The following is an 18,938-nucleotide window of genomic DNA, read 5'->3' as shown; positions in this document are numbered from 1 at the left end:
CCATCCGCGGCCCGGCCGACGTGCGCCCGGCGCCGCCCGCGACCGCCCGGGCACCCGGACGGATCGCCTCGGGGTCGACACGCACATTCCGGGCCCTGTGACGCACGAGGTGGGAAGGGTCCACCGGTAACCTCGGAACATGGCCACACGTGCGTCCGGCGGCGGAGCGCAACCGCGCACGGCCGCGAAGAAGAAGGCTCCCCCCAAGAAGCCCGCGCCACCTCCGCCGCCCCCGCCGAAACTGCTCGGGGGTCTGCCCGCGCTGCTCGGGAGGGGCCTCAAGCGGTTGTGGCTGGGGTTGGCCCACGCGTTCGGCTCGGCCGCGCGGGGCATCGGCTCCGGTGCGCGCGGACTCGATCCGGCCCATCGCCGGGACGGGGTGGGTCTGGCCCTGCTCGGCCTGGCCATAGTGATCGCCGCGGGCGCGTGGGGCACCATCGACGGCGCGGTCGGCGAAGCGGTCAACGCGGTGGTCGCGGGCCTGGTCGGCCGGCTCGACCTGTTCGTGCCCTTCCTGGTCGGCGCGCTGGGCGTGCGGGTGATGCGCCATCCGGACCAGAAGGACGCCACCGGTCGGATCATGATCGGCTGCACCGCGCTGGTGTGCAGCGTGCTCGGCCTGATCCACGTCGGCTGCGGCACCCCGCAACCCGGCGACGGCGCGGCCGCGATGCGCGACGCCGGCGGGCTGATCGGCTGGGCCTTCGCGACCCCGCCCGTGCATCTGGTCACCCGCTGGGTCGCGGTGCCGCTGCTGGTGCTGCTGATCGTGTTCGGCCTGCTCGTGGTGACCGCGACGCCGATCAACGCGGCGCCCGAGCGGCTCGCGGTCTTCCTCGGCTTCGTCGAGGGGCCGCCGCCCGCGGACGAGTACGAGGACGAGCACCCGAGCGGCTTCGCCGGGTACGACGAGGACGAGGAACCGCCCGCGCCCGCGCCGGTCCGCAAGACCCGGCCGCGCCGCCGGCCGAGTCCCGCCGCGAGCGGCCATCCGGACGCCGTCGACGTGGCCGCGGCCGCCGCGGCGGCGCTGGACGCGAACGACGCGGGTCTGGTCGTACCGCCGGCGCGCTCGCGCAAGGCCGCCGCCGCTCGGGTGGTGACCGACCTGCGGGCCCGCGCCGCCGACGCGCCGGCGCACACCCCCGCGCCGCCGCGCAGCGAGCAGTTGAAGCTGTCCGGCGACATCACCTACCACCTGCCCGGCCCCACGCTGCTCAAGAAGGGTCCGCCGGCCAAGGCCCGCAGCAAGGCCAACGACGACGTGGTCGCCGCGCTGTCCAAGGTGTTCGAACAGTTCAACGTCGACGCGCAGGTCACCGGCTTCTCCCGGGGCCCGACGGTGACCCGGTACGTGATCGAGCTGGGTCCGGCGGTCAAGGTCGAACGCATCACCGCGCTCGCCAAGAACATCGCGTACGCGGTGGCCAGCCCGGACGTGCGGATCATCAGCCCGATCCCGGGCAAGTCCGCGGTCGGCATCGAGATCCCCAACACCGACCGCGAGATGGTCAGCCTCGGCGACATCCTGGCCTCGGAGACCGCGGCCGGCGACGCGCACCCGATGATCGCCGCGCTCGGCAAGGACGTCGAGGGCAACGACGTGGTGGCCAATCTGGCCAAGATGCCGCACCTGCTGGTCGCGGGCGCCACCGGCGCGGGCAAGTCGAGCTGTATCAACGGCCTGATCACCTCGATCATGATGCGGGCCACGCCCGAGGAGGTGCGGATGGTGCTGGTCGACCCCAAGCGGGTCGAACTGACCACCTACGAGGGCATCCCGCACCTGATCACGCCGATCATCACCAACCCGAAGAAGGCGGCCGAGGCGCTTCAGTGGGTCGTGCGCGAGATGGACATGCGCTACGACGACCTGGCCAACTTCGGTTTCCGGCACGTGGACGACTTCAACGCCGCGGTGCGGGCGGGCAAGCTCAAGATGCCGCCGGGCAGCGAGCGCGAGGCGCAGCCCTACCCGTATCTGCTGGTGATCGTCGACGAGTTGGCCGACCTGATGATGGTCGCCCCGCGTGACGTCGAGGACTCCATCGTGCGGATCACCCAGCTCGCCCGCGCCGCCGGCATCCACCTGGTGCTGGCCACCCAGCGGCCCAGCGTCGACGTGGTGACCGGACTGATCAAGGCCAACGTGCCCTCCCGGCTCGCGTTCGCCACCTCCTCGCTCGCGGACAGCCGGGTCATCCTGGACCAGCCCGGCGCGGAGAAGCTGATCGGCAAGGGCGACGCGTTGTTCCTGCCGATGGGCGCGAGCAAGCCGATCCGGATGCAGGGCGCCTACGTCACCGAGGACGAGATCGAGGCGGTCGCCCGGCACTGCAAGGAGCAACTGCGGCCGGAGTACCGCGAGGAGGTCACCGCCCCGCCGGATCGCAAGAAGCAGGTGGACGAGGACGTCGGCGACGATCTCGACCTGCTCTGCCAGGCGGTCGAACTGGTCGTGTCCACCCAGTTCGGCTCGACCTCGATGCTCCAGCGCAAGCTGCGGGTCGGCTTCGCCAAGGCGGGTCGGCTGATGGACCTGATGGAGAGCCGGGACATCGTGGGACCGAGCGAAGGTTCCAAGGCGCGCGAAGTTTTGATCAAACCGGATGAAATCGAGTCGATTATGGCCACGTTGCGCGGTGAATGATCCGACTTAAGTGATGATTGGTGTCAGTCGTGATGAATGACGCATAAGGGGCGAATCGTGTCGATCGGTCAGAGTCTCGCCCAGGCGCGAGTGCGGGCCGGTCTCACTGTGGAACGGCTCAGTGAGGTCACCCGCATCCGACAGGTCATCATCGAGGGCGTCGAATGCGACGACTTCGAACCGTGCGGCGGCGACTTCTACGCTCGCGGCCACATCCGCACGCTGGCCCGCGCGACGGGCCTGGATCCGGAGCCGCTGGTCGCCGAGTACGACCACACGGTCGGCGGCACCAGCACCCCCCGCCCGACCCAGATCTTCGACTCCCCCCGCAAGTCGATCGAGTACCGCCGGCCGAACTGGACGCTGGCCATGGGCGTCGCCGTGGTCATCGTGCTGATCTTCGCGTTCGTGCAACTCGCCGGCGGGCGCGCCGACGACGACGAGAAGGAGACCGCGTCGCGGGTCACGCCGACCTCGGCCGCCCCCGTGGTTCCGCCGCCGCCCCCGCCACCGTCCCCGGTCGCGCCGGTGGCCAAGACCCCCGAATTCCCGGCCGAGGTGGTGGTCACGATCACCGCGGTGGACGGCCGTAGCTGGGTGCGCGCGTTCGACGCCGACAACAAGCAGATCTTCGAGACGATCCTGGACAAGGGCGAGGCCAAGACGCTCACCGACCCCGAGCAGCTCAAACTCCAGATCGGCAATTCCGGCGCCGCGCGCCTGAAGGTCAACGGCAAGGACGTGGGCCCGGCGGGCGAGGAGGGCGCCGTCGTCAAGCACACTTTCGTGCCCGGCGACCCGGTCCCGCAGATGCGGGCGACCCCGTCGCCCACCCCTTCCGCCCGGTGACGGGCCATCGTGACCTCCCCGGAACCATCCGACGCTTCCCTGCGTCCGGTCCACGCCCATGTCTGACGTAGGCTTTCCGGCATGTCCGCCCGCGATACCACCAGCCCCGCCGCCCCGGCCGAGAGCCCCTCCGCCCTGCGCACCGTCGCCCTGGTCACCCTCGGCTGCGCCCGCAACGAGGTGGACTCCGAGGAACTCGCCGGCCGGCTCGAGGCGGACGGCTGGTCCCTCGTCGAGGACGCTGCGGACGCCTCCGTCGTCATGGTCAACACCTGCGGTTTCGTCGAGTCCGCCAAGAAGGACTCGATCGACACCGTTCTGGAGGCCGCCGACCTCAAGGGCGAGGGCCGTACCCAGGCCGTCGTCGCGGTCGGATGTCTGGCCGAACGCTACGGCGACCAGCTCGCGGGCGCGCTGCCCGAGGCGGACGCGGTGCTCGGCTTCGACGACTACGGCGACATCTCCACCCGGCTGCGCTCGATCCTCGCCGGCGACGAGCACACCTCGCACGTCCCGCGCGACCGCCGGGCGTTGCTGCCCATCACCCCGGTCGAGCGCCAGGCCGCCGCCGTCGCGGTGCCCGGTCACGGCGCCCCCGAGGACCTCCCGGAGGGCATCGCCCCCGCCTCCGGGCCGCGCGCGCTGCGCCGCCGGCTGGGCTCGGGCCCGGTCGCCTCGCTCAAGCTCGCCTCCGGCTGCGATCGCCGCTGCTCGTTCTGCGCGATCCCCTCCTTCCGCGGCTCCTTCCTCTCCCGCCGCCCCTCGGACGTGATCGCCGAGGCCCGCTGGCTGGCCGAGCAGGGTGTCCGCGAGATCGTCCTGGTCAGCGAGAACTCCACGTCGTACGGCAAGGACCTGGGCGACCTGCGCCTGCTGGAGACGCTGCTGCCGGAGCTGGCCGCCGTCGAGGGCATCGAGCGGGTCCGGGTCAACTACCTCCAGCCCGCCGAGATGCGGCCGACGCTGCTCGACGTGCTCACCGGCACCCCCGGCGTCGCGCCCTACTTCGACCTGTCCTTCCAGCACGCCTCCGAGCCGGTGCTGCGCCGGATGCGCCGGTTCGGTTCGCGCGAGGCGTTCACCGCGCTCCTGGACCAGGCCCGGGCCAAGGCCCCCGAGGCGGGCGCCCGGTCGAACTTCATCGTCGGCTTCCCCGGCGAGAGCGAGGAGGACGTCGACGAGCTGGAGCGCTTCCTGATCGCCGCCCGGCTGGACGCCATCGGCGTGTTCGGCTACTCGGACGAGGACGGCACCGAGGCCGCCGGCTACGCCGACAAGCTCGAACCCGACGTGGTGGCCGCCCGCGTGGAGCGGATCTCCCGACTCGCCGAGGAACTGGTCGCCCAGCGCGCCGAGGACCGGATCGGCACCGAGGTGATCGTGCTGATCGAGGAAGTCGGCGAGGACGGCACCGCCGAGGGCCACGCACACCACCAGGCGCCCGAGACCGACGGATCGACGACGGTGGTCGGCGAGGGCCTGCGGGTCGGCGATCTGGTCCGGGTCCGGGTCACCGACAGCGAGGGTGCCGACCTGCACGGAGAGGCGATCGACGTGATCGTGCCCGGGGGCGATCGGTGACGGCCGAACCGGCACCGCAGCGTCGGCGTCCGGCCGAGGCCGTCCGCGCCGCCGCGGCCAACCACCCGCCGAAGCCCGACCGCCTCGGCGACCCCACCACCTCGGTGAGCGCCTGGAACGCGGCCAACGCGCTGACCATGATGCGGGTGGCCCTGGTGCCGGTCTTCGTCGTCCTGCTGCTGCAGGACGGCGGCCACGATCCCGCCTGGCGGGCCTGGGCCTGGGCCGCGTTCACCGTCGCCAGCATCAGCGACCTCTTCGACGGCAAGCTGGCCCGGATGCACAACCTGGTCACCGACTTCGGCAAACTCGTCGATCCGATCGCCGACAAGGCGCTGATGGGTGCCGCGCTGATCAGCCTGTCCGCGCTCGGCGACCTGCCCTGGTGGGTCACCCTCGTGGTGCTCGCCCGGGAGATCGGCATCACCCTGCTGCGCTTTTGGGTGATCCGGCACGGCGTGATCCCGGCCAGCCGGGGCGGCAAGGCGAAGACCATGCTCCAGGGCGTCGCGATCGGCATGTACACACTGGTCATGACCGGCCCGCTGGCCAGCACGCGGGCCTGGGTCATGGCGGCCGCGGTGATCGTCACCGTGGTGACCGGCCTGGACTACATCGTCAAGGCCATACGACTGCGACGCGGCACGCCGGTGCCCGCCGGACAGGTCTGACGTCGGGACGGATCCCGACCACGGGGGGAGCAGGACCATGCGCGAATTGAGGATCGAACTGGTCGCGGTGGGGGACGAGTTGCTCGTCGGCGACGTGGTGAACACGAACGCGGTCACCCTCGGCCGCCGGCTCACCGCGGCCGGACTGCGGGTCACCGGCGTGTCCACCGTGGGCGACGGCCTCGACGAGATGATCGACGTGCTCACCCAGGCCGTGCGGCGTGCCGACGCGGTGCTCGTCTCCGGCGGCCTGGGACCCACCTCCGACGACCGCACCCGCGAGGCGATCGCCGCCGTCGCGGGGGCGGCGCTGCGCCGGGACCCGGCGATCGAGGATTGGCTGCGCCGGCGCTATCAGGGCCTGAACCGCACCTTGACCGCGCTCGGCCTCCAGCAGGCCGACGTGCCCGAGGGCGGCCGCTCGTTGCCCAACCCGAACGGCAGCGCACCGGGCGTGGCGATCTCGATCGGCGACGTACCGGTGTACGCGGTGCCCGGCCCGCCGCACGAGATGATCGCGATGGTCGAGGAGCAGGTGCTGCCCGACCTGCTGCGGCGCGCGGGCGGCGCACCGATCCGGGCCCAGCGGCAATTGCTCACCGCGTCGATCGGCGAGGGCGTGATCGCCGCGATGCTGGAACCGCTGGAGAAGGAACTCGCGATCGCGGGCGCGGTCGAGGTGGCCTACCTCGCCACCGCCGGACGGACCAGGGTCAAACTCACCGCGACCGCCCCCGGCGGGGTCGAGGCGGTCGACGCCGCCGCGTTGCGGGCCCGCGAACTGCTCGGCGGCTGTGTCTACGGCGAGGCCGGCGACACGCTGGCCGGTGTCGTGCTGGCCCTGTTGCGCGAGCACGACGCCACCGTCGCGGTGGCCGAATCGCTCACCGGCGGCCTGGTCGCCGCCGAACTGACCTCGGTGCCCGGCGCGTCCGCGAGCGTGCGCGGCTCGGTCACCGCGTACGCCACCGACCTCAAGGACTCGGTGCTCGGGGTGGACGCCGACCTGCTCGCCGCCGAGGGCGCGGTTCACCCGGACGTGGCGGCGCGGATGGCCGAGGGTGTGCGGCGGATCATGTCGGGTACCTACGGGGTGGCCACGACGGGGGTCGCCGGTCCGGATCCCCAGGACGGCAAGCCCGTGGGCACGGTATACATCGCGGTGGCCGGTCCCGAGGGAACAACCGTGCTGTCGCTGCTGTTCTCGGGCAGTCGGAGCAGGATTCGGGAGATGACCACGGTCCGCGTACTGGACCTGCTCCGGTGTGTGGTGGCGGGGTTGCCGGCCGAGCAGGATCCGGCGTGTACGGGGTGACCGGGCGCGCCGGCCGGCCGCTGGGAGCACTTCGGTCGGGAACGTGGGGGACACGCGGAAGGGCGGGCGAGGACGTGCTGCGAATCGAGGCGGGAGTGCCCCGCGAGCCCTATGGACCCTGGACACCCTCGCCGTCAAGGTTCCACGCCCTGAGTGAACAGGACCGCAAGGCGGGCACACCCGCGCGGTCGGGCAGGTACGGTGGGGCTGTGACCCCCCGAGCCGCCCTAGGAGGGAGCGACCGATGATCCTGCTCCGTCGCCTGCTGGGTGACGTGCTGCGGCGCCAGCGCCAGCGTCAGGGTCGCACCCTGCGCGAGGTTTCGTCCTCAGCCCGGGTATCCCTTGGCTACCTGTCCGAGGTCGAGCGCGGCCAGAAGGAAGCCTCGTCCGAACTGCTCGCCGCGATCTGCGACGCGCTGGACGTGCGCATGTCCGTGCTCATGCGGGAGGTCAGCGACGAGCTGGCCCTCGCCGAGCTGGCCTCGGCCGAGGCGATGCGACCGGTCCTGGAGCCGGTCGGTGCCGGTTTCACGCCGAACGAGCGCGCCGCCGCCGAACGTCAGAACAACGACCGGTCGTCGGGCACGGGCCCGATCTCCGCCGACACCGCGGTGAGCGTGGTGGTGGCGGCCTGAGGACGACGACCGAGGGTGTGCTCTTTCCCACTCGGGAGCATCGATCGGCCGATTCGGGGCATCCGGTGCCAGGTGGACCGGGTTCCCCGACCCGGCAACCGATCGACACGGATCCCGAGGAGTCGTAGCACCATGGTCGTCGTCAAGAGCCCCCTGTCCGACGAGGCGCGCAAGATCACCGGCGAGGCGCTGCAGGGCGCCCTCGTCGACCTGATAGATCTCTCGTTGGTCGCCAAGCAGACCCACTGGAATGTGGTCGGCCCACGCTTCCGCTCGATCCACCTGCAGTTGGACGAGGTGGTCGCCTCGGCGCGTACCTTCGCGGACACCGTCGCCGAACGTGCTTCGGCGATCGGGTACAACCCCGACGGCCGGGCCGCGACCATCACGGCGGGCAGCGGCGTCCCGCAGCCGGAATCCGGCTGGATCAAGGACGGCGACGTGGTCGGCTACTTCGTCGGCGTCTACGGCGCCGTGATCGAGCGCATGCGCGAGCGGATCGCGGCCACCGAGGAACCGGACCCGGTCAGCCAGGACCTGTTCATCACCATCGCCGCGGACCTGGAGAAGATGAGCTGGATGTTCCAGGCCGAGAACCAGAGCTGAGCCGATACCCGGTCTGCCGGTTCGCCCGAGCCCCGTCTCCCGTCTCGGAGGCGGGGCTTCGGCGTGGGTGGGCTACCAGGGCATCGCGACGCCGCCGTTGGGACGCAGGATCTGGCCGGTGACGAACTTGGCGGCGTCCGAGGCGAGGTAGGCGACCGCGTAGGAGATGTCGGTGGGCTCGCCGACGGCGCGCAGCGGGGTCATCCGGGCCATCGGCGCGGCCACGGCGGCCTTGCGCTCCAGATCCTCGTTGCCGTCCGCGTCGGTCCAGTGCCGGCCGGTCATCCCGGTGACGATCCAGCCCGGCGCGACCGCGTTGACCCGCACGCCGCTGGGGCCGACCTCGGTGGCCAGGGTCTTGGTCAACTGCACCACCGCGGCCTTGGCCGCGCCGTAGCACAGCAGGCCCGAGGTCGCGGTGTCCACGGCGCCGGAGGCCATGTTGACGATGCTGCCGAAGCCCTGCGCGGACATCACGCGCGCGGCGGCCCGGCAGCCGAAGAAGACGCCCTTGAAGTTGATCGCCAGGACCCGGTCGAGGTCGGCCTCCTCGGTCTCGATCACCGTGCTCGAATGCATCACCCCGGCGATGTTGGCGAGCACGTCGAGCCGGCCGTGCGCGGTGACCGCGTCGTTGATCAGCGCGTCCACCTGGGCCGCCTTGGAGGTGTCGACGCCCGCGGCGGTCGCGGCGCCGCCGGCGGCCACGATCGCCTTCGCGGTCTCCCGGGCCCCCGCTTCGTGGATGTCCGCGCAGACCACGGTCGCGCCCAGGTCGGCCAGCACCTCGGCGCTGGAGCGGCCGATGCCGGAGGCCGCGCCGGTGACGACGGCGACTCGGCCGGTCAGATCGAGGGCTTCACGAAACACGGTTGGCCTCCCGGCGCTAGGCGTGCACAGCGCGCCGACCGTACGAGCCATCTGACGAACAGTCAATAAAGGTGCGCGGCAAGGAGATCGGTGTCACCGCAGGCCCTCCTTTCGATGGCACCAGCGGTGTGTGGCGCCGCCGAAGGGGAAGATCCCGTTCGCCGCGAGGGCGTCACACGGGTCGGTCCGCACCGGATTCGACCCCCGCTGGGATCCGGTCCCGCCGGAGCGGGGCGGGCGGGCCGCGCCGGATTCGGCCCGGGGGCGCGGGCGGGTGGTGCGCGGCGGATCCGGGTCCGCGGCGGGGTCGGCCGCAGGCGTCCCGGTCCCGTCCTCGGCGTCGGTTTCGGCGTTGGCTTCGGCTTCGGTCGAGCCGCCCGCCATCTCGGTGATCGCCGGCGCGGGCTCCGCCGGGAGCGCGGCGGCGGCGGGGGCGGGTGCGACCGGTGGGGCCGGAGCCGCCACCGGTGCCGGCGGGCGCGGCGTCGGGTCCGGCGCGGCCACTCGGGTACAACCGACCGAGGCCGACAGCAGGATGGGCAACACCAGGGCGGGCACGATCCGGGACGCGGTCATGCCCTGTACGACGAACCGCCCGGGTATCGGTCACCGGGTGTACCTCCATCGGGTGACGGCTGGCAGCGCGGGCACCAGTACGTCACCCGCGGCGGATCCCCCAGGTCGGCGCGCCGGATCGAACCGCCGCAGCGCGCGCACGGGCGACCGCCGCGCCCGTAGACCCAGTGCCGGCGACCCGGCCGGGTGTCGCCCGTGGTGACGTGCCCGACCCGGTCGCGGTTGGCGTTCAGCGCACGATGCGCCAGGGTCGCCCACGCGTGCGGATCGCCCGCCGCGGCCACCGGGGTCCAGGGGGCGACGCCGCGCAGGAAGCACAACTCCACCCGGTACACATTGCCGAGGCCGGCCAGGTTGCGCTGGTCCAGGAGCGCGTCACCGATCGGCCGGCCCGGCCGGGCGGCCAGCCGGCGGGCGGCCTCGTCCGGATCCCAGTCCGGGCCGAGCGGATCCGGCCCCAGGTGGCCGACCACGGTCGACTCCTCGGCGGTGCGCACCAACTCGACCACGGGCATCCGCATCCCGACCACGGTCTGCGCCGCGTTGGCCAGCACCAGCCGGATCGCGTGCCAGGGACGCGGGAGCGGGCGCGGGCCGGTGGGCTGGATCTCCCAGGTGCCGTCCATCCGCAGGTGGGTGTGCAGCGTGAGGTCGCCCTCGATCCGGGTCAGCAGGTGTTTGCCGCGCGGGACCACCGCCAGTACCGAACGCCCGGTCAGATCCACGGTCGCCAGCCGGGGCACCCGGAAGTCGGTCACGGTCAGCGGGCGGTCCACCAGGGCCGCACGCAGCCGCCGCGCCGCCTGATACACGCTGTCGCCTTCGGGCATTCCACCATTGTCCCGGGTGTCGTCGTCGCCGGGAGACGGGGCCGAGCCCGGGGCCGGCCCTCCGAGTCCCCCCGGACCCGTCGGTGCGGCCGAACCCCGGGGGTCGCGGCGCCGCAGGTGTGGCGGCCCGGAAACCGACGTCGCGAGCGCGCGGCCAGGAACACGCCCGCGACGCCGGATCCGAGTACGTCCGACCGTGACGCGTGCAGGGTCGCCACGGGCGGATGGTGCCGGTCGACTCCGTCGGGATCCCTCCCGGCGTCGCCTTCCGTGACCACGATCCTGCTCGATGTACATGACCGGGGTGTTTCGCGGACCGGGCGCTCGTGTAACGAAACGGTGTCACCCTCGCAGGCGCAGCCCCCTGGGGGTGGCGTGGAACCCGGCCGCCTCCAGCGCCTTGCCCAGCGAGGAGGTCAGCACCTCGGCGCCGTCCGCCTTCTCCACCGTCAGTTTGCCCAGCGCGCCGGCGCGCACCGCGGCGGCCAGCGCCTCGGCCGCCGGGCCCACCCGGTCCGGGTCGTCGGTCCAGGACAACAACGTGCGTCCGCCGCGCTCGATGTACAGGATCGGCTCGCCGTCGAGCAGGATCACCAGCGCACCGGCCTTGCGGCCCGGCCGGTGCCCGCCCGCGCTCTCCCCGGGCCGGTCCGGCCAGGCCAGCGCGGCGCCGTACGGGTTGGCCGGGTCGGCGGCGGCCAGCACCACCGCGCCGGGCAACTCGTGCGGCTCACGGCGCTCGCTCGCGCCCTGCAACGCGCGCAGCCGGTCCACCGCGCCGTCGGCGGCGAACTGGGCGGCGCCCAGACCCTCCACGAAGTAGCCCCGGCGGACCCGACCGCCGTCCTCGAACACGCTCAGCACCTTGTAGGCCGCGGCGAAGCCGCCCGGGCTGCCCTCGGCGACCACCGCGCCGCGGGTGACCACGCCGTGCCGGTCCAGGAGCGTCTCGGCCAACGCGTGCGCCCGCCGGGTGGGGTCGGGCTCGACCACCGGGGCCAGCGACCAGCGGCCGGCCACCGTCGGTGGCCCACCGCGAACGGCCGCCACCGGCCGCCCTCGACTCAGGCCCGCGTACCGCCCGCGCGGGGTCGCCCGCCGGGCCCGGTGCGCGGTCGAGCCGGACGTGCGTCCCGAGCCGAGCAGCGCGCGCAGCGGGGTGAGCGTGTCGCCGGTGACCTGCCCGGACCACACCAGGTCCCACAGCGCCTCGGCGATCGCCGCCTCCGACGCCGGGGTCGGCAGTTCCAGCCGCTCGGCGAGCTGCCGGAAGAACAGCGCGTAGCCACCGGCCAGCGCGGCCAGGATCGCGGTGTGCAGCGGCGTCGTCTCCAGCGGCACCGGCGGCGGGAGCAGATACGGCGCGGCGTCCGCGAGATAGAGCGAGAGCCAACCGTCCTTGCCCGGCAGCGCGCCGTGTCCGGCCCACAGCACCTCGCCGGCCGCACACAGCTCGTCCAGCATCGCGGGGTGGTAGTCGACCACCCGCGTGGGCAACACCAGCTTCTCCAGCGCGGAGGCCGGCACGCTCGCCCCCTGGAGTTGCTCGACCACCCGAAGCAGACCGTCCGGGCCGCGCACCCCGCTCACGCCCACGCCCTGCCACACGGTCAGGAACCGGGCCAGCGCGACCGGCGGCACCGGCTCGACCTCGTGCCGCAGCGCCGCCAGCGAGCGCCGGCGCAACATCCGCAACACTTCCGCACCGCACCACTCCAGGCCGGAGCCGCCGGGGCGGAACTCGCCGGAGACCACCTGCCCGCTCGCGGCCAGCCGCTCCAGCGTGCCCGTGGTCACCGCGACCCCCAGGCCGAAGCGGGCGGCGGCATCGCCCGCCCGGAACGGCCCGTGCGTGCGGGCGTAGCGGGCCAGCAGATCGCCCAGCGGATCCTTGACCGGCTCGGTGAACGCCTCGGGCACGCCGACCGGCAGCGGAGTGCCCAGCGCGTCGCGCAGCCGGCCGGCGTCCTCGATGCCCGCCCAATGCTCCTCACCCGCGATCCGCACCCGGATCACCCGACGCGCGTCCGCCAGGCCGGTCAGCCAATCGAGCTCGAACGCGTCCGTGCCGCGCGCCGCGACCTCGGCCGTGGTCAGCGGTCCGAGCAGCCGCAACAGGTCGGCGACCCCCTCCGCGTCCCGCACCCGGCGGTCCTCGGCGAGCCGCTGCAACTCGGCCTCGGTGCGGGCCAGCACCTCCGGGTCGAGCAGTTCGCGCAACTCGGCCTGGCCGAGCAGCTCGGCCAACAGCCGCGAGTCCAGCGCGAGCGCCGCCGCCCGACGTTCCGCGAGCGGCGAGTCGCCCTCGTACATGAACTGCGCGACGTAGCCGAACAGCAGCGAGCGGGCGAACGGCGAGGGCTCGGTCGTGGTGACCTCGACGATGCGCACCGCGCGGGTGGCGATGTCGCGCATCAGGCCGGTCAGGCCGGGCACGTCGAACACGTCCTGGAGGCACTCGCGCATCGTCTCCAGGACGATCGGGAACGAGCCGTACTCACTGGCCACCGCGAGCAGTTGGGCCGAGCGCCGGCGCTGTTGCCACAGGGGGGTACGGCGGCCCGGCATCCGGCGCGGCAGCAGCAGCGCGCGGGCCGCGCACTCGCGGAAGCGGGACGCGAACAGCGCCGAACCACCCACCTCGGCGGTCACCAGGGGTTCCACCTCGGCCTCCTCGAATACCGCGAAGTCCGGTGGCAGCGCCCCCGCCGCGAGGTCGTCGGAGGACTCCCCGAAGGACTGGTCACCGAAGGGCAGCCCGCTGTCCGGCAGCCGCAGCACGATCCCGTCGTCACCGTGCATGGTCTGCACGTCGAGCCCGGTGCGCTCGCGCAGTCGGGCCGAGATGGCCAGCGCCCACGGCGCGTGCACCTGGGCGCCGAACGGCGAGTGCACCACGACCCGCCAGTCGCCCAGTTCGTCGCGGAAGCGCTCGACCACGATCGTGCGGTCGTCCGGGATGTGGCCGCACGCCTCGCGCTGCTCGCCCAGGTAGCCGAGCAGGTTGTCCACCGCCCACGGGTCCAGGCCCGCGGCGGCCACCCGCTCGCGGGCCCGCTCGGCCGGCAACGCGCCCACCTCGCGCACGAAGGCGCCGAGCGCGCGGCCCAGTTCCACCGGCCGCCCCAGCGCGTCGCCGTGCCAGAACGGCAGCTTGCCCGGCACCCCGGGGGCGGGCGAGACCAGCACCTTGTCGTGGGTGATGTCCTCGATCCGCCACGACGAGGTGCCCAGCGTGAACACGTCGCCCACGCGCGACTCGTAGACCATCTCCTCGTCCAGCTCGCCGACCCGCGACTTCGCGTCGCCGGCGACCAGGAACACGCCGAACAGGCCGCGGTCGGGGATGGTGCCGCCGGAGGTGACCGCGAGCCGCTGGGCGCCGGGGCGGGCGGAGAGCACGCCGCCGACCCGGTCCCACACGATGCGCGGGCGCAGTTCGGCGAACGCGTCCGAGGGGTAGCGGCCGGCGAGCATGTCCAGGGTCGCCTCGTAGGCCGACGCGGGCAGCGCGGCGAACGGCGCGGCCCGGCGGATCAGCGCGAGCAGCGCGTCCACGTCGCGGTCCTCGATCGACACCATCGAGACGATCTGCTGGGCCAGCACGTCCAGCGGGTTGCGCGGCCCGCGCACCGACTCGATCGCCCCCTCGCGCATGCGCTCGGTGACCACCGCGGTCTGCACCAGGTCGCCGCGGAACTTGGGGAAGATCACCCCGCGCGAGATCGCCCCGACCTGGTGCCCGGCCCGGCCCACCCGCTGGAGGCCCGAGGCCACCGAGGGCGGCGACTCGACCTGGACGACCAGGTCCACCGCGCCCATGTCGATGCCCAACTCCAGGCTGGAGGTGGCCACCACGGCGGGCAGGCGACCGGCCTTGAGGTCTTCTTCCACCTGGGCCCGCTGCTCCTTGGACACCGAGCCGTGGTGGGCGCGCGCGAGCAGCGCGGGGGCGCCCCGACTGCTGCCCGCCTGGGCCATCAGCTCGGCCGGCGACGAGTCCTTCGGCAGTTCCTCGCCGGTGGCCCGCTCGTAGGCGATCTCGTTCAGCCGGCCGCACAACCGCTCGGCCAGGCGGCGTGAATTGGCGAACACGATGGTCGAGCGGTGGGCCTGGATCAGGTCGACGATGCGTTCCTCGACGTGCGGCCACACCGAGGTCCTGCGCTCGTTGCCGGCCTCGTCGAAGTCGCCGCTGCCGGCGCCGAGCTCGCCCATGTCCTCGACCGGGACCACGACCGAGAGCTCGAACGTCTTGGTGGCCGGCGGCTGGACCACGTGCACGTCGCCGGTCGAACGCATCCAGCGGGCCACCTCCTCGACCGGGCGCACGGTCGCGGACAGGCCGATCCGGCGCGCCGGGCGATCGAGGAGTTCGTCCAGCCGCTCCAGGGTCAGCGCCAGGTGCGCGCCGCGCTTGGTGCCGGCGACCGCGTGCACCTCGTCCACGATCACCGTGTCCACCCCGCGCAGCGCCTCGCGGGCCTGCGAGGTGAGGATCAGGAACAGCGACTCGGGGGTGGTGATCAGGATGTCCGGCGGCTTCGTGGCGAAGCGACGTCGATCGGCCGCCGGGGTGTCGCCGGAGCGCACGCCCACGGTGACCTCGGGCTCGGGCAGGCCCAGCCGCACGGACGCCTGCCGGATGCCGGTGAGCGGGCTGCGCAGGTTGCGCTCGACGTCGACCGCGAGCGCCTTGAGCGGCGAGATGTACAACACCCGACAGCGCCGGCGCGGATCGGCCGGCACCGGTTCGGCGGCGAGCCGGTCCAGCGCGGACAGGAACGCCGCGAGCGTCTTGCCGGACCCGGTCGGCGCGACCACGAGCGCGTCCTTGCCCTCGGCGATGGCGCGCCAGGCGCCCTCCTGGGCCCGGGTCGGCGCGTGGAAGGCACCGGTGAACCATTCCCGGGTGGCGGGGGAGAAGCCGGCCAGGACCGAAGCGGGGTCGTCATGTGGCATAACTCCCCATGGTGCCGGGTGGCTCGGACATTCGCGTCGGGGACATTCGGGCGCCGGGCGGGGCGACCGCGCACGTCGCCGCTACCGGGATACTGGTCGCATGGGACTCACCGACTTCTGGCGACGCATGCGCGCCCACTTCGGCGACTCGTACGCCGAGTCCTTCGCCCGCGACCACGTGATGTCCGAGCTGGGTGGCCGGACCGTGCACGAGGCGTTGGCCGCGGGCATCGAGGCCAAGGACGTCTGGCGCGGCGTGTGTGTCTCGATGGACCTGCCGACGACCAAGCGGGCCTGATCCGGCCGGCCCGGGGGCGGGCGGCTCGGGCACACGCGGCGGCGCACCCAAGCGGACATAGCGTGACGCTCTAGGCTCTTCCTGTCATTCGACATGCATCGCGACACAGTGGTGCGGGAGAGTACAGGGAGCCCATGTGACCCCACCCGACACACCTGCGACGCGGCTCACCTCGCGCGATCGCATGCCGTCGTGGTTGCCGCGGGCCGTGTTCATGATCCTGGCGATGATCGCGGGCTTTCGGCTGCTCGGCTGGACGCTGGCACACCTGCGCTCGCTGCTGATCGACCTGTTGCTGGCGTTCTTCCTCGCCCTGGCCTTCGAGCCGGCCGTGGACCGGTTGGCCCGGCGCGGGATGCGCCGCGGCGTGGCCACCGCCATCGCCTTCGTGGTGGTCTTCCTGGCCTGCGCCGGGTTCCTGGCGGTGGTGGGCTCGCTGCTGGTGGACCAGGTGGTGGCGTTCGCCCGGAATCTGCCCGACTACCTCGACGACCTGGTCGCCTGGGTGAATCGCACGTTCGGCACCGACCTGACGGTGGAGAAGATCCAGGGCGACATCTTCAAGGACTCCGGCACCGTCCAGGGCTACGCCGAGCGGGTGGCGAACAACGCGCTCGGCCTGTCCGCGAAGATCGTGGCCGGTTTGTTCGAGATGTTCACCATCGCGCTGTTCACCTTCTACTTCACCGCCGAGGGCCCGCGGATGCGCCGCGCGGTGTGCTCGCTGCTGCCGCCGGAGCGGCAGGCCGAGGTGCTGCGCGGGTGGGAGATCGCGATCGACAAGACCGGCGGATATCTGTATTCGCGTGCCGCGCTCGCGCTGATCTCGGCGTTCGCGCACTACATCGCCTTCCTGGTGCTCGAGGTGCCGTACGCGGTCCCGCTGGCGTTGTGGGTCGGGCTGATCTCGCAGTTCGTGCCGACCGTGGGCACCTATATCGCGATCGTGTTGCCCGCGTTGATCGCGTTGACGGTGAGCCCGTTGACCTCGCTGTGGGTGGTGTTGTTCGCGACCGCCTACCAGCAGTTCGAGAACTACCTGCTGCATCCGCGGATCACCGCCCGCACGGTGGAGATCCACCCGGCGCTCGCGTTCGGCGCGGTGATCGGCGGCGCCGCGCTGTTGGGCGCGGTGGGCGCGTTGATCGCGATCCCGCTCGCGGCCACAGGACAGACCTTCGTGGGCAGCTATCTGCACCGCTACGAGATCCCCGAGCATCGACTGACGCCGGACGAGAGTCGGCCCCCGCGCGGCCCGGGGCCGCTCACCCGGATGTGGCGGCGCGTGCGGGACGAGCACGGTCGCGCGGACCGTCAGGACCAGAAGCGGAACAACCGGTAGCCGTCGCTCGCCAGGAACGGCGACACGTCCAGCGCGTCGGTGACGTGGTCGATCACGTCGTAGAACCAGCCGTTGACCGACGGCGACCACAACAGTGCGAACAGGAACAGGATCGCGTAGGGCGCGTACGGCGCGATCGCCCGGCGGAAGTCGTACGGCAACCAGGGCTCGATCACCCCGTAGCCGTCCAGGCCGGGCACCGGCAGCAGGTTGAGCACCGCCGCGATCACCTGGAGCTGGATCAGGAACGAGAACGCGGCGGTGAAGGTAGGGCTCGCGCCGTCCACCGCGCCGGAGGACAGCAGCAGTGCGAGGACGATCGCCAGCACCGCGTTGGTCAGCGGTCCGACCGCCGACACCAGGCTGTTGCGCGCCCGACCCCGGATCGCCGAACGATCCAGGTAGACCGCGCCGCCGCTGAGCGGGATGCCGCCGAGCAGCACGAAGATCGTCGGCAGGATGAAGGACAACAGCGGATCGCTGTACTTGAGCGGGTCCAGGGTCAGGTAGCCCTTGCCCACCACGCTGTGGTCGCCCGAGCGCAACGCGGCGAACGCGTGCGCGAACTCGTGCAGGCACAACGACACCAACCAGCCGGACATCACCAGCAGGAAGACCCCGGTCCGGGTGGCCGCCTCCGAGGTGCCGTCGTCGTGCCACGTGTACCAGGTCGACGCGGCGCAGACCGCGACTATCGCGAGGAAGATCGGGCTCGGCCGCACGTGGCGCAGCGAGCCGGCCGCCGGGCGGCGACCGTAATCTCCGTAGGGGTGCGTCACGAACTGCTCCAGATGCGCGGAAGGGCCGTACGACCGGGAGTTCGATCGTACGGCCCGCCGGGACACTCAGTGGAAGGTGTGTTCCGGGCCCGGGTAGACGCCGCCCACCACTTCGCCCGCGAACGCCTTCGCCGCGTCGCCGAGCGTTGCGCGCAGGTCGACGTACTGCTTGACGAACTTGGCCGTGTGGCCGGTGGTCATGCCGGCCATGTCGGTCCACACCAGCACCTGGGCGTCACAGCGCACGCCCGCGCCGATGCCGACGGTGGGGATGTCCAGCAGGTCGGTCACGCGCGCGGCCAGTTCCTCCGGCACACACTCCAGGACCACCGCGAACGCGCCCGCGGCCTGCATCGTCTTGGCGTCCGCGATCAACTGCTCGGCGCTCTCCGCGTCCCGGCCCTGCACCCGGTAGCCGCCGAAGGCGTGCACCGACTGCGGGGTGAGCCCGAGGTGGGCCATCACCGGCACGCCCGCGGCCACCAGTGCCTCGACCTGGCGGGCCGAACGTTGCCCACCCTCCAGCTTGACCGCGCCGGCGCCGGCCTCCTTGAGCAGCCGCACGCCGTTGCGCAGGGCCTGCTCGGGGGATTCCTGGTACGAGCCGAACGGCAGGTCGGCCACCACCAGCGCGCGTCGGGTGCCGCGCACGACCGCGGCGGTGAGCATCACCAACTGGTCCATCGTGACCGGCACGGTGTTCTCGTAGCCGAGGTGGTTGTTGCCGGCCGAGTCGCCGACCAGGAGGACCGGGATGCCCGCGTCGTCGAATACCGAGGCGATCATCGCGTCGTACGCGGTCAGCATCGGCCAGCGCTCGCCGGCCTGCTTCGCACGGGCGAGGTCGCGCACGGTGACCCGGCGCCCGGTGCCCTCTCCGCCGTACAGGGTCAGTCCCGGACCCTCGGTCGAAGCGGCTATCGACTGTGCGGAGTTGTTGCTGGACATGGTGTTCTCCCGACTCGAGGCGCT

The 18,938-nt window shown here is 72.6% G+C and carries 15 protein-coding genes; 9 read left to right on the top strand and 6 right to left on the bottom strand.

Going from position 1 to position 18,938, the window contains the following annotated elements; all coding sequences use genetic code 11:
- The first annotated feature begins 139 nt into the window (after positions 1 to 139).
- From ACFXMF_RS04195 to ACFXMF_RS04165, 7 genes are all read left to right on the top strand, one after another.
- Positions 140 to 2,650 (top strand): DNA translocase FtsK, encoded by a 2,511-nt coding sequence (locus ACFXMF_RS04195; protein ID WP_379989722.1) that lies wholly within the window; start codon positions 140 to 142, stop codon positions 2,648 to 2,650.
- Positions 2,651 to 2,707: 57 nt separating this feature from the next.
- Positions 2,708 to 3,499 carry a helix-turn-helix domain-containing protein gene (locus tag ACFXMF_RS04190; protein WP_360304822.1) on the top strand — a complete coding sequence of 264 codons (792 nt, stop codon included), beginning with the start codon at positions 2,708 to 2,710 and terminating at the stop codon, positions 3,497 to 3,499.
- A gap of 81 nt (positions 3,500 to 3,580) precedes the next feature.
- The gene (rimO, locus tag ACFXMF_RS04185; protein ID WP_379989721.1) at positions 3,581 to 5,080 is read left to right on the top strand and encodes a 30S ribosomal protein S12 methylthiotransferase RimO; all 1,500 of its coding nucleotides are present in this window, start codon (positions 3,581 to 3,583) and stop codon (positions 5,078 to 5,080) included.
- Positions 5,077 to 5,751, top strand: a complete 675-nt coding sequence (pgsA, locus tag ACFXMF_RS04180) for a CDP-diacylglycerol--glycerol-3-phosphate 3-phosphatidyltransferase (RefSeq protein WP_360304826.1) — start codon at positions 5,077 to 5,079, stop codon at positions 5,749 to 5,751. Before rimO ends, pgsA begins: the two co-directional genes overlap by 4 nt.
- Positions 5,752 to 5,788: 37 nt before the next feature.
- The gene (locus ACFXMF_RS04175; RefSeq protein WP_360304828.1) at positions 5,789 to 7,066 is read left to right on the top strand and encodes a CinA family nicotinamide mononucleotide deamidase-related protein; all 1,278 of its coding nucleotides are present in this window, start codon (positions 5,789 to 5,791) and stop codon (positions 7,064 to 7,066) included.
- 244 nt (positions 7,067 to 7,310) lie between these two features.
- Positions 7,311 to 7,703: a helix-turn-helix transcriptional regulator gene (locus ACFXMF_RS04170; RefSeq protein ID WP_360304830.1), complete on the top strand. Its 393-nt coding sequence runs from the start codon at positions 7,311 to 7,313 to the stop codon at positions 7,701 to 7,703.
- A 132-nt stretch (positions 7,704 to 7,835) separates the two neighbouring features.
- Positions 7,836 to 8,309, top strand: a complete 474-nt coding sequence (locus ACFXMF_RS04165; RefSeq protein WP_360304832.1) for a DNA starvation/stationary phase protection protein — start codon at positions 7,836 to 7,838, stop codon at positions 8,307 to 8,309.
- A gap of 72 nt (positions 8,310 to 8,381) precedes the next feature.
- On the opposite strand, the gene ACFXMF_RS04160 is transcribed toward ACFXMF_RS04165, so the two are convergent.
- From ACFXMF_RS04160 to ACFXMF_RS04145, 4 genes are all read right to left on the bottom strand, one after another.
- Complete coding sequence (locus ACFXMF_RS04160; RefSeq protein ID WP_360304834.1) at positions 8,382 to 9,179, bottom strand: SDR family NAD(P)-dependent oxidoreductase; 798 nt, start codon at positions 9,177 to 9,179, stop codon at positions 8,382 to 8,384.
- Between the two features lie 93 nt (positions 9,180 to 9,272).
- Positions 9,273 to 9,755: a hypothetical protein gene (locus tag ACFXMF_RS04155; RefSeq protein WP_360304836.1), complete on the bottom strand. Its 483-nt coding sequence runs from the start codon at positions 9,753 to 9,755 to the stop codon at positions 9,273 to 9,275.
- A complete protein-coding gene (locus tag ACFXMF_RS04150) occupies positions 9,752 to 10,585 on the bottom strand; it encodes a DNA-formamidopyrimidine glycosylase family protein (protein ID WP_360304838.1) in 834 nt (277 codons plus the stop codon). Before ACFXMF_RS04150 ends, ACFXMF_RS04155 begins: the two co-directional genes overlap by 4 nt.
- Positions 10,586 to 10,927: 342 nt before the next feature.
- The gene (locus ACFXMF_RS04145) at positions 10,928 to 15,547 is read right to left on the bottom strand and encodes an ATP-dependent helicase (RefSeq protein ID WP_379989720.1); all 4,620 of its coding nucleotides are present in this window, start codon (positions 15,545 to 15,547) and stop codon (positions 10,928 to 10,930) included.
- 100 nt (positions 15,548 to 15,647) lie between these two features.
- Between ACFXMF_RS04145 and ACFXMF_RS04140 the strand changes: the two genes are divergently transcribed.
- Both ACFXMF_RS04140 and ACFXMF_RS04135 read left to right on the top strand, forming a co-directional pair.
- Positions 15,648 to 15,845, top strand: coding sequence for a DUF3046 domain-containing protein (locus ACFXMF_RS04140; protein WP_360304842.1), 198 nt, complete (start codon positions 15,648 to 15,650; stop codon positions 15,843 to 15,845).
- Positions 15,846 to 15,981: 136 nt separating this feature from the next.
- Positions 15,982 to 17,187 (top strand): AI-2E family transporter, encoded by a 1,206-nt coding sequence (locus ACFXMF_RS04135; RefSeq protein WP_360304844.1) that lies wholly within the window; start codon positions 15,982 to 15,984, stop codon positions 17,185 to 17,187.
- Here the strand turns inward: ACFXMF_RS04135 and ACFXMF_RS04130 are convergent.
- Both ACFXMF_RS04130 and panB read right to left on the bottom strand, forming a co-directional pair.
- Entirely contained in the window at positions 17,160 to 17,966 is an 807-nt protein-coding gene (locus ACFXMF_RS04130) for a site-2 protease family protein (protein ID WP_360304846.1), read from the bottom strand. The two genes, ACFXMF_RS04135 and ACFXMF_RS04130, sit on opposite strands and share 28 nt — an antisense overlap.
- Positions 17,967 to 18,032: 66 nt before the next feature.
- A complete protein-coding gene (panB, locus tag ACFXMF_RS04125) occupies positions 18,033 to 18,914 on the bottom strand; it encodes a 3-methyl-2-oxobutanoate hydroxymethyltransferase (RefSeq protein ID WP_360304848.1) in 882 nt (293 codons plus the stop codon).
- Positions 18,915 to 18,938 lie beyond the last annotated feature (24 nt).

This window comes from Embleya sp. NPDC059213 (assembly GCF_042754445.1).
Lineage (GTDB): Bacteria > Actinomycetota > Actinomycetes > Streptomycetales > Streptomycetaceae > Embleya.
This window is presented reverse-complemented; position numbering and strand designations above follow the sequence as displayed.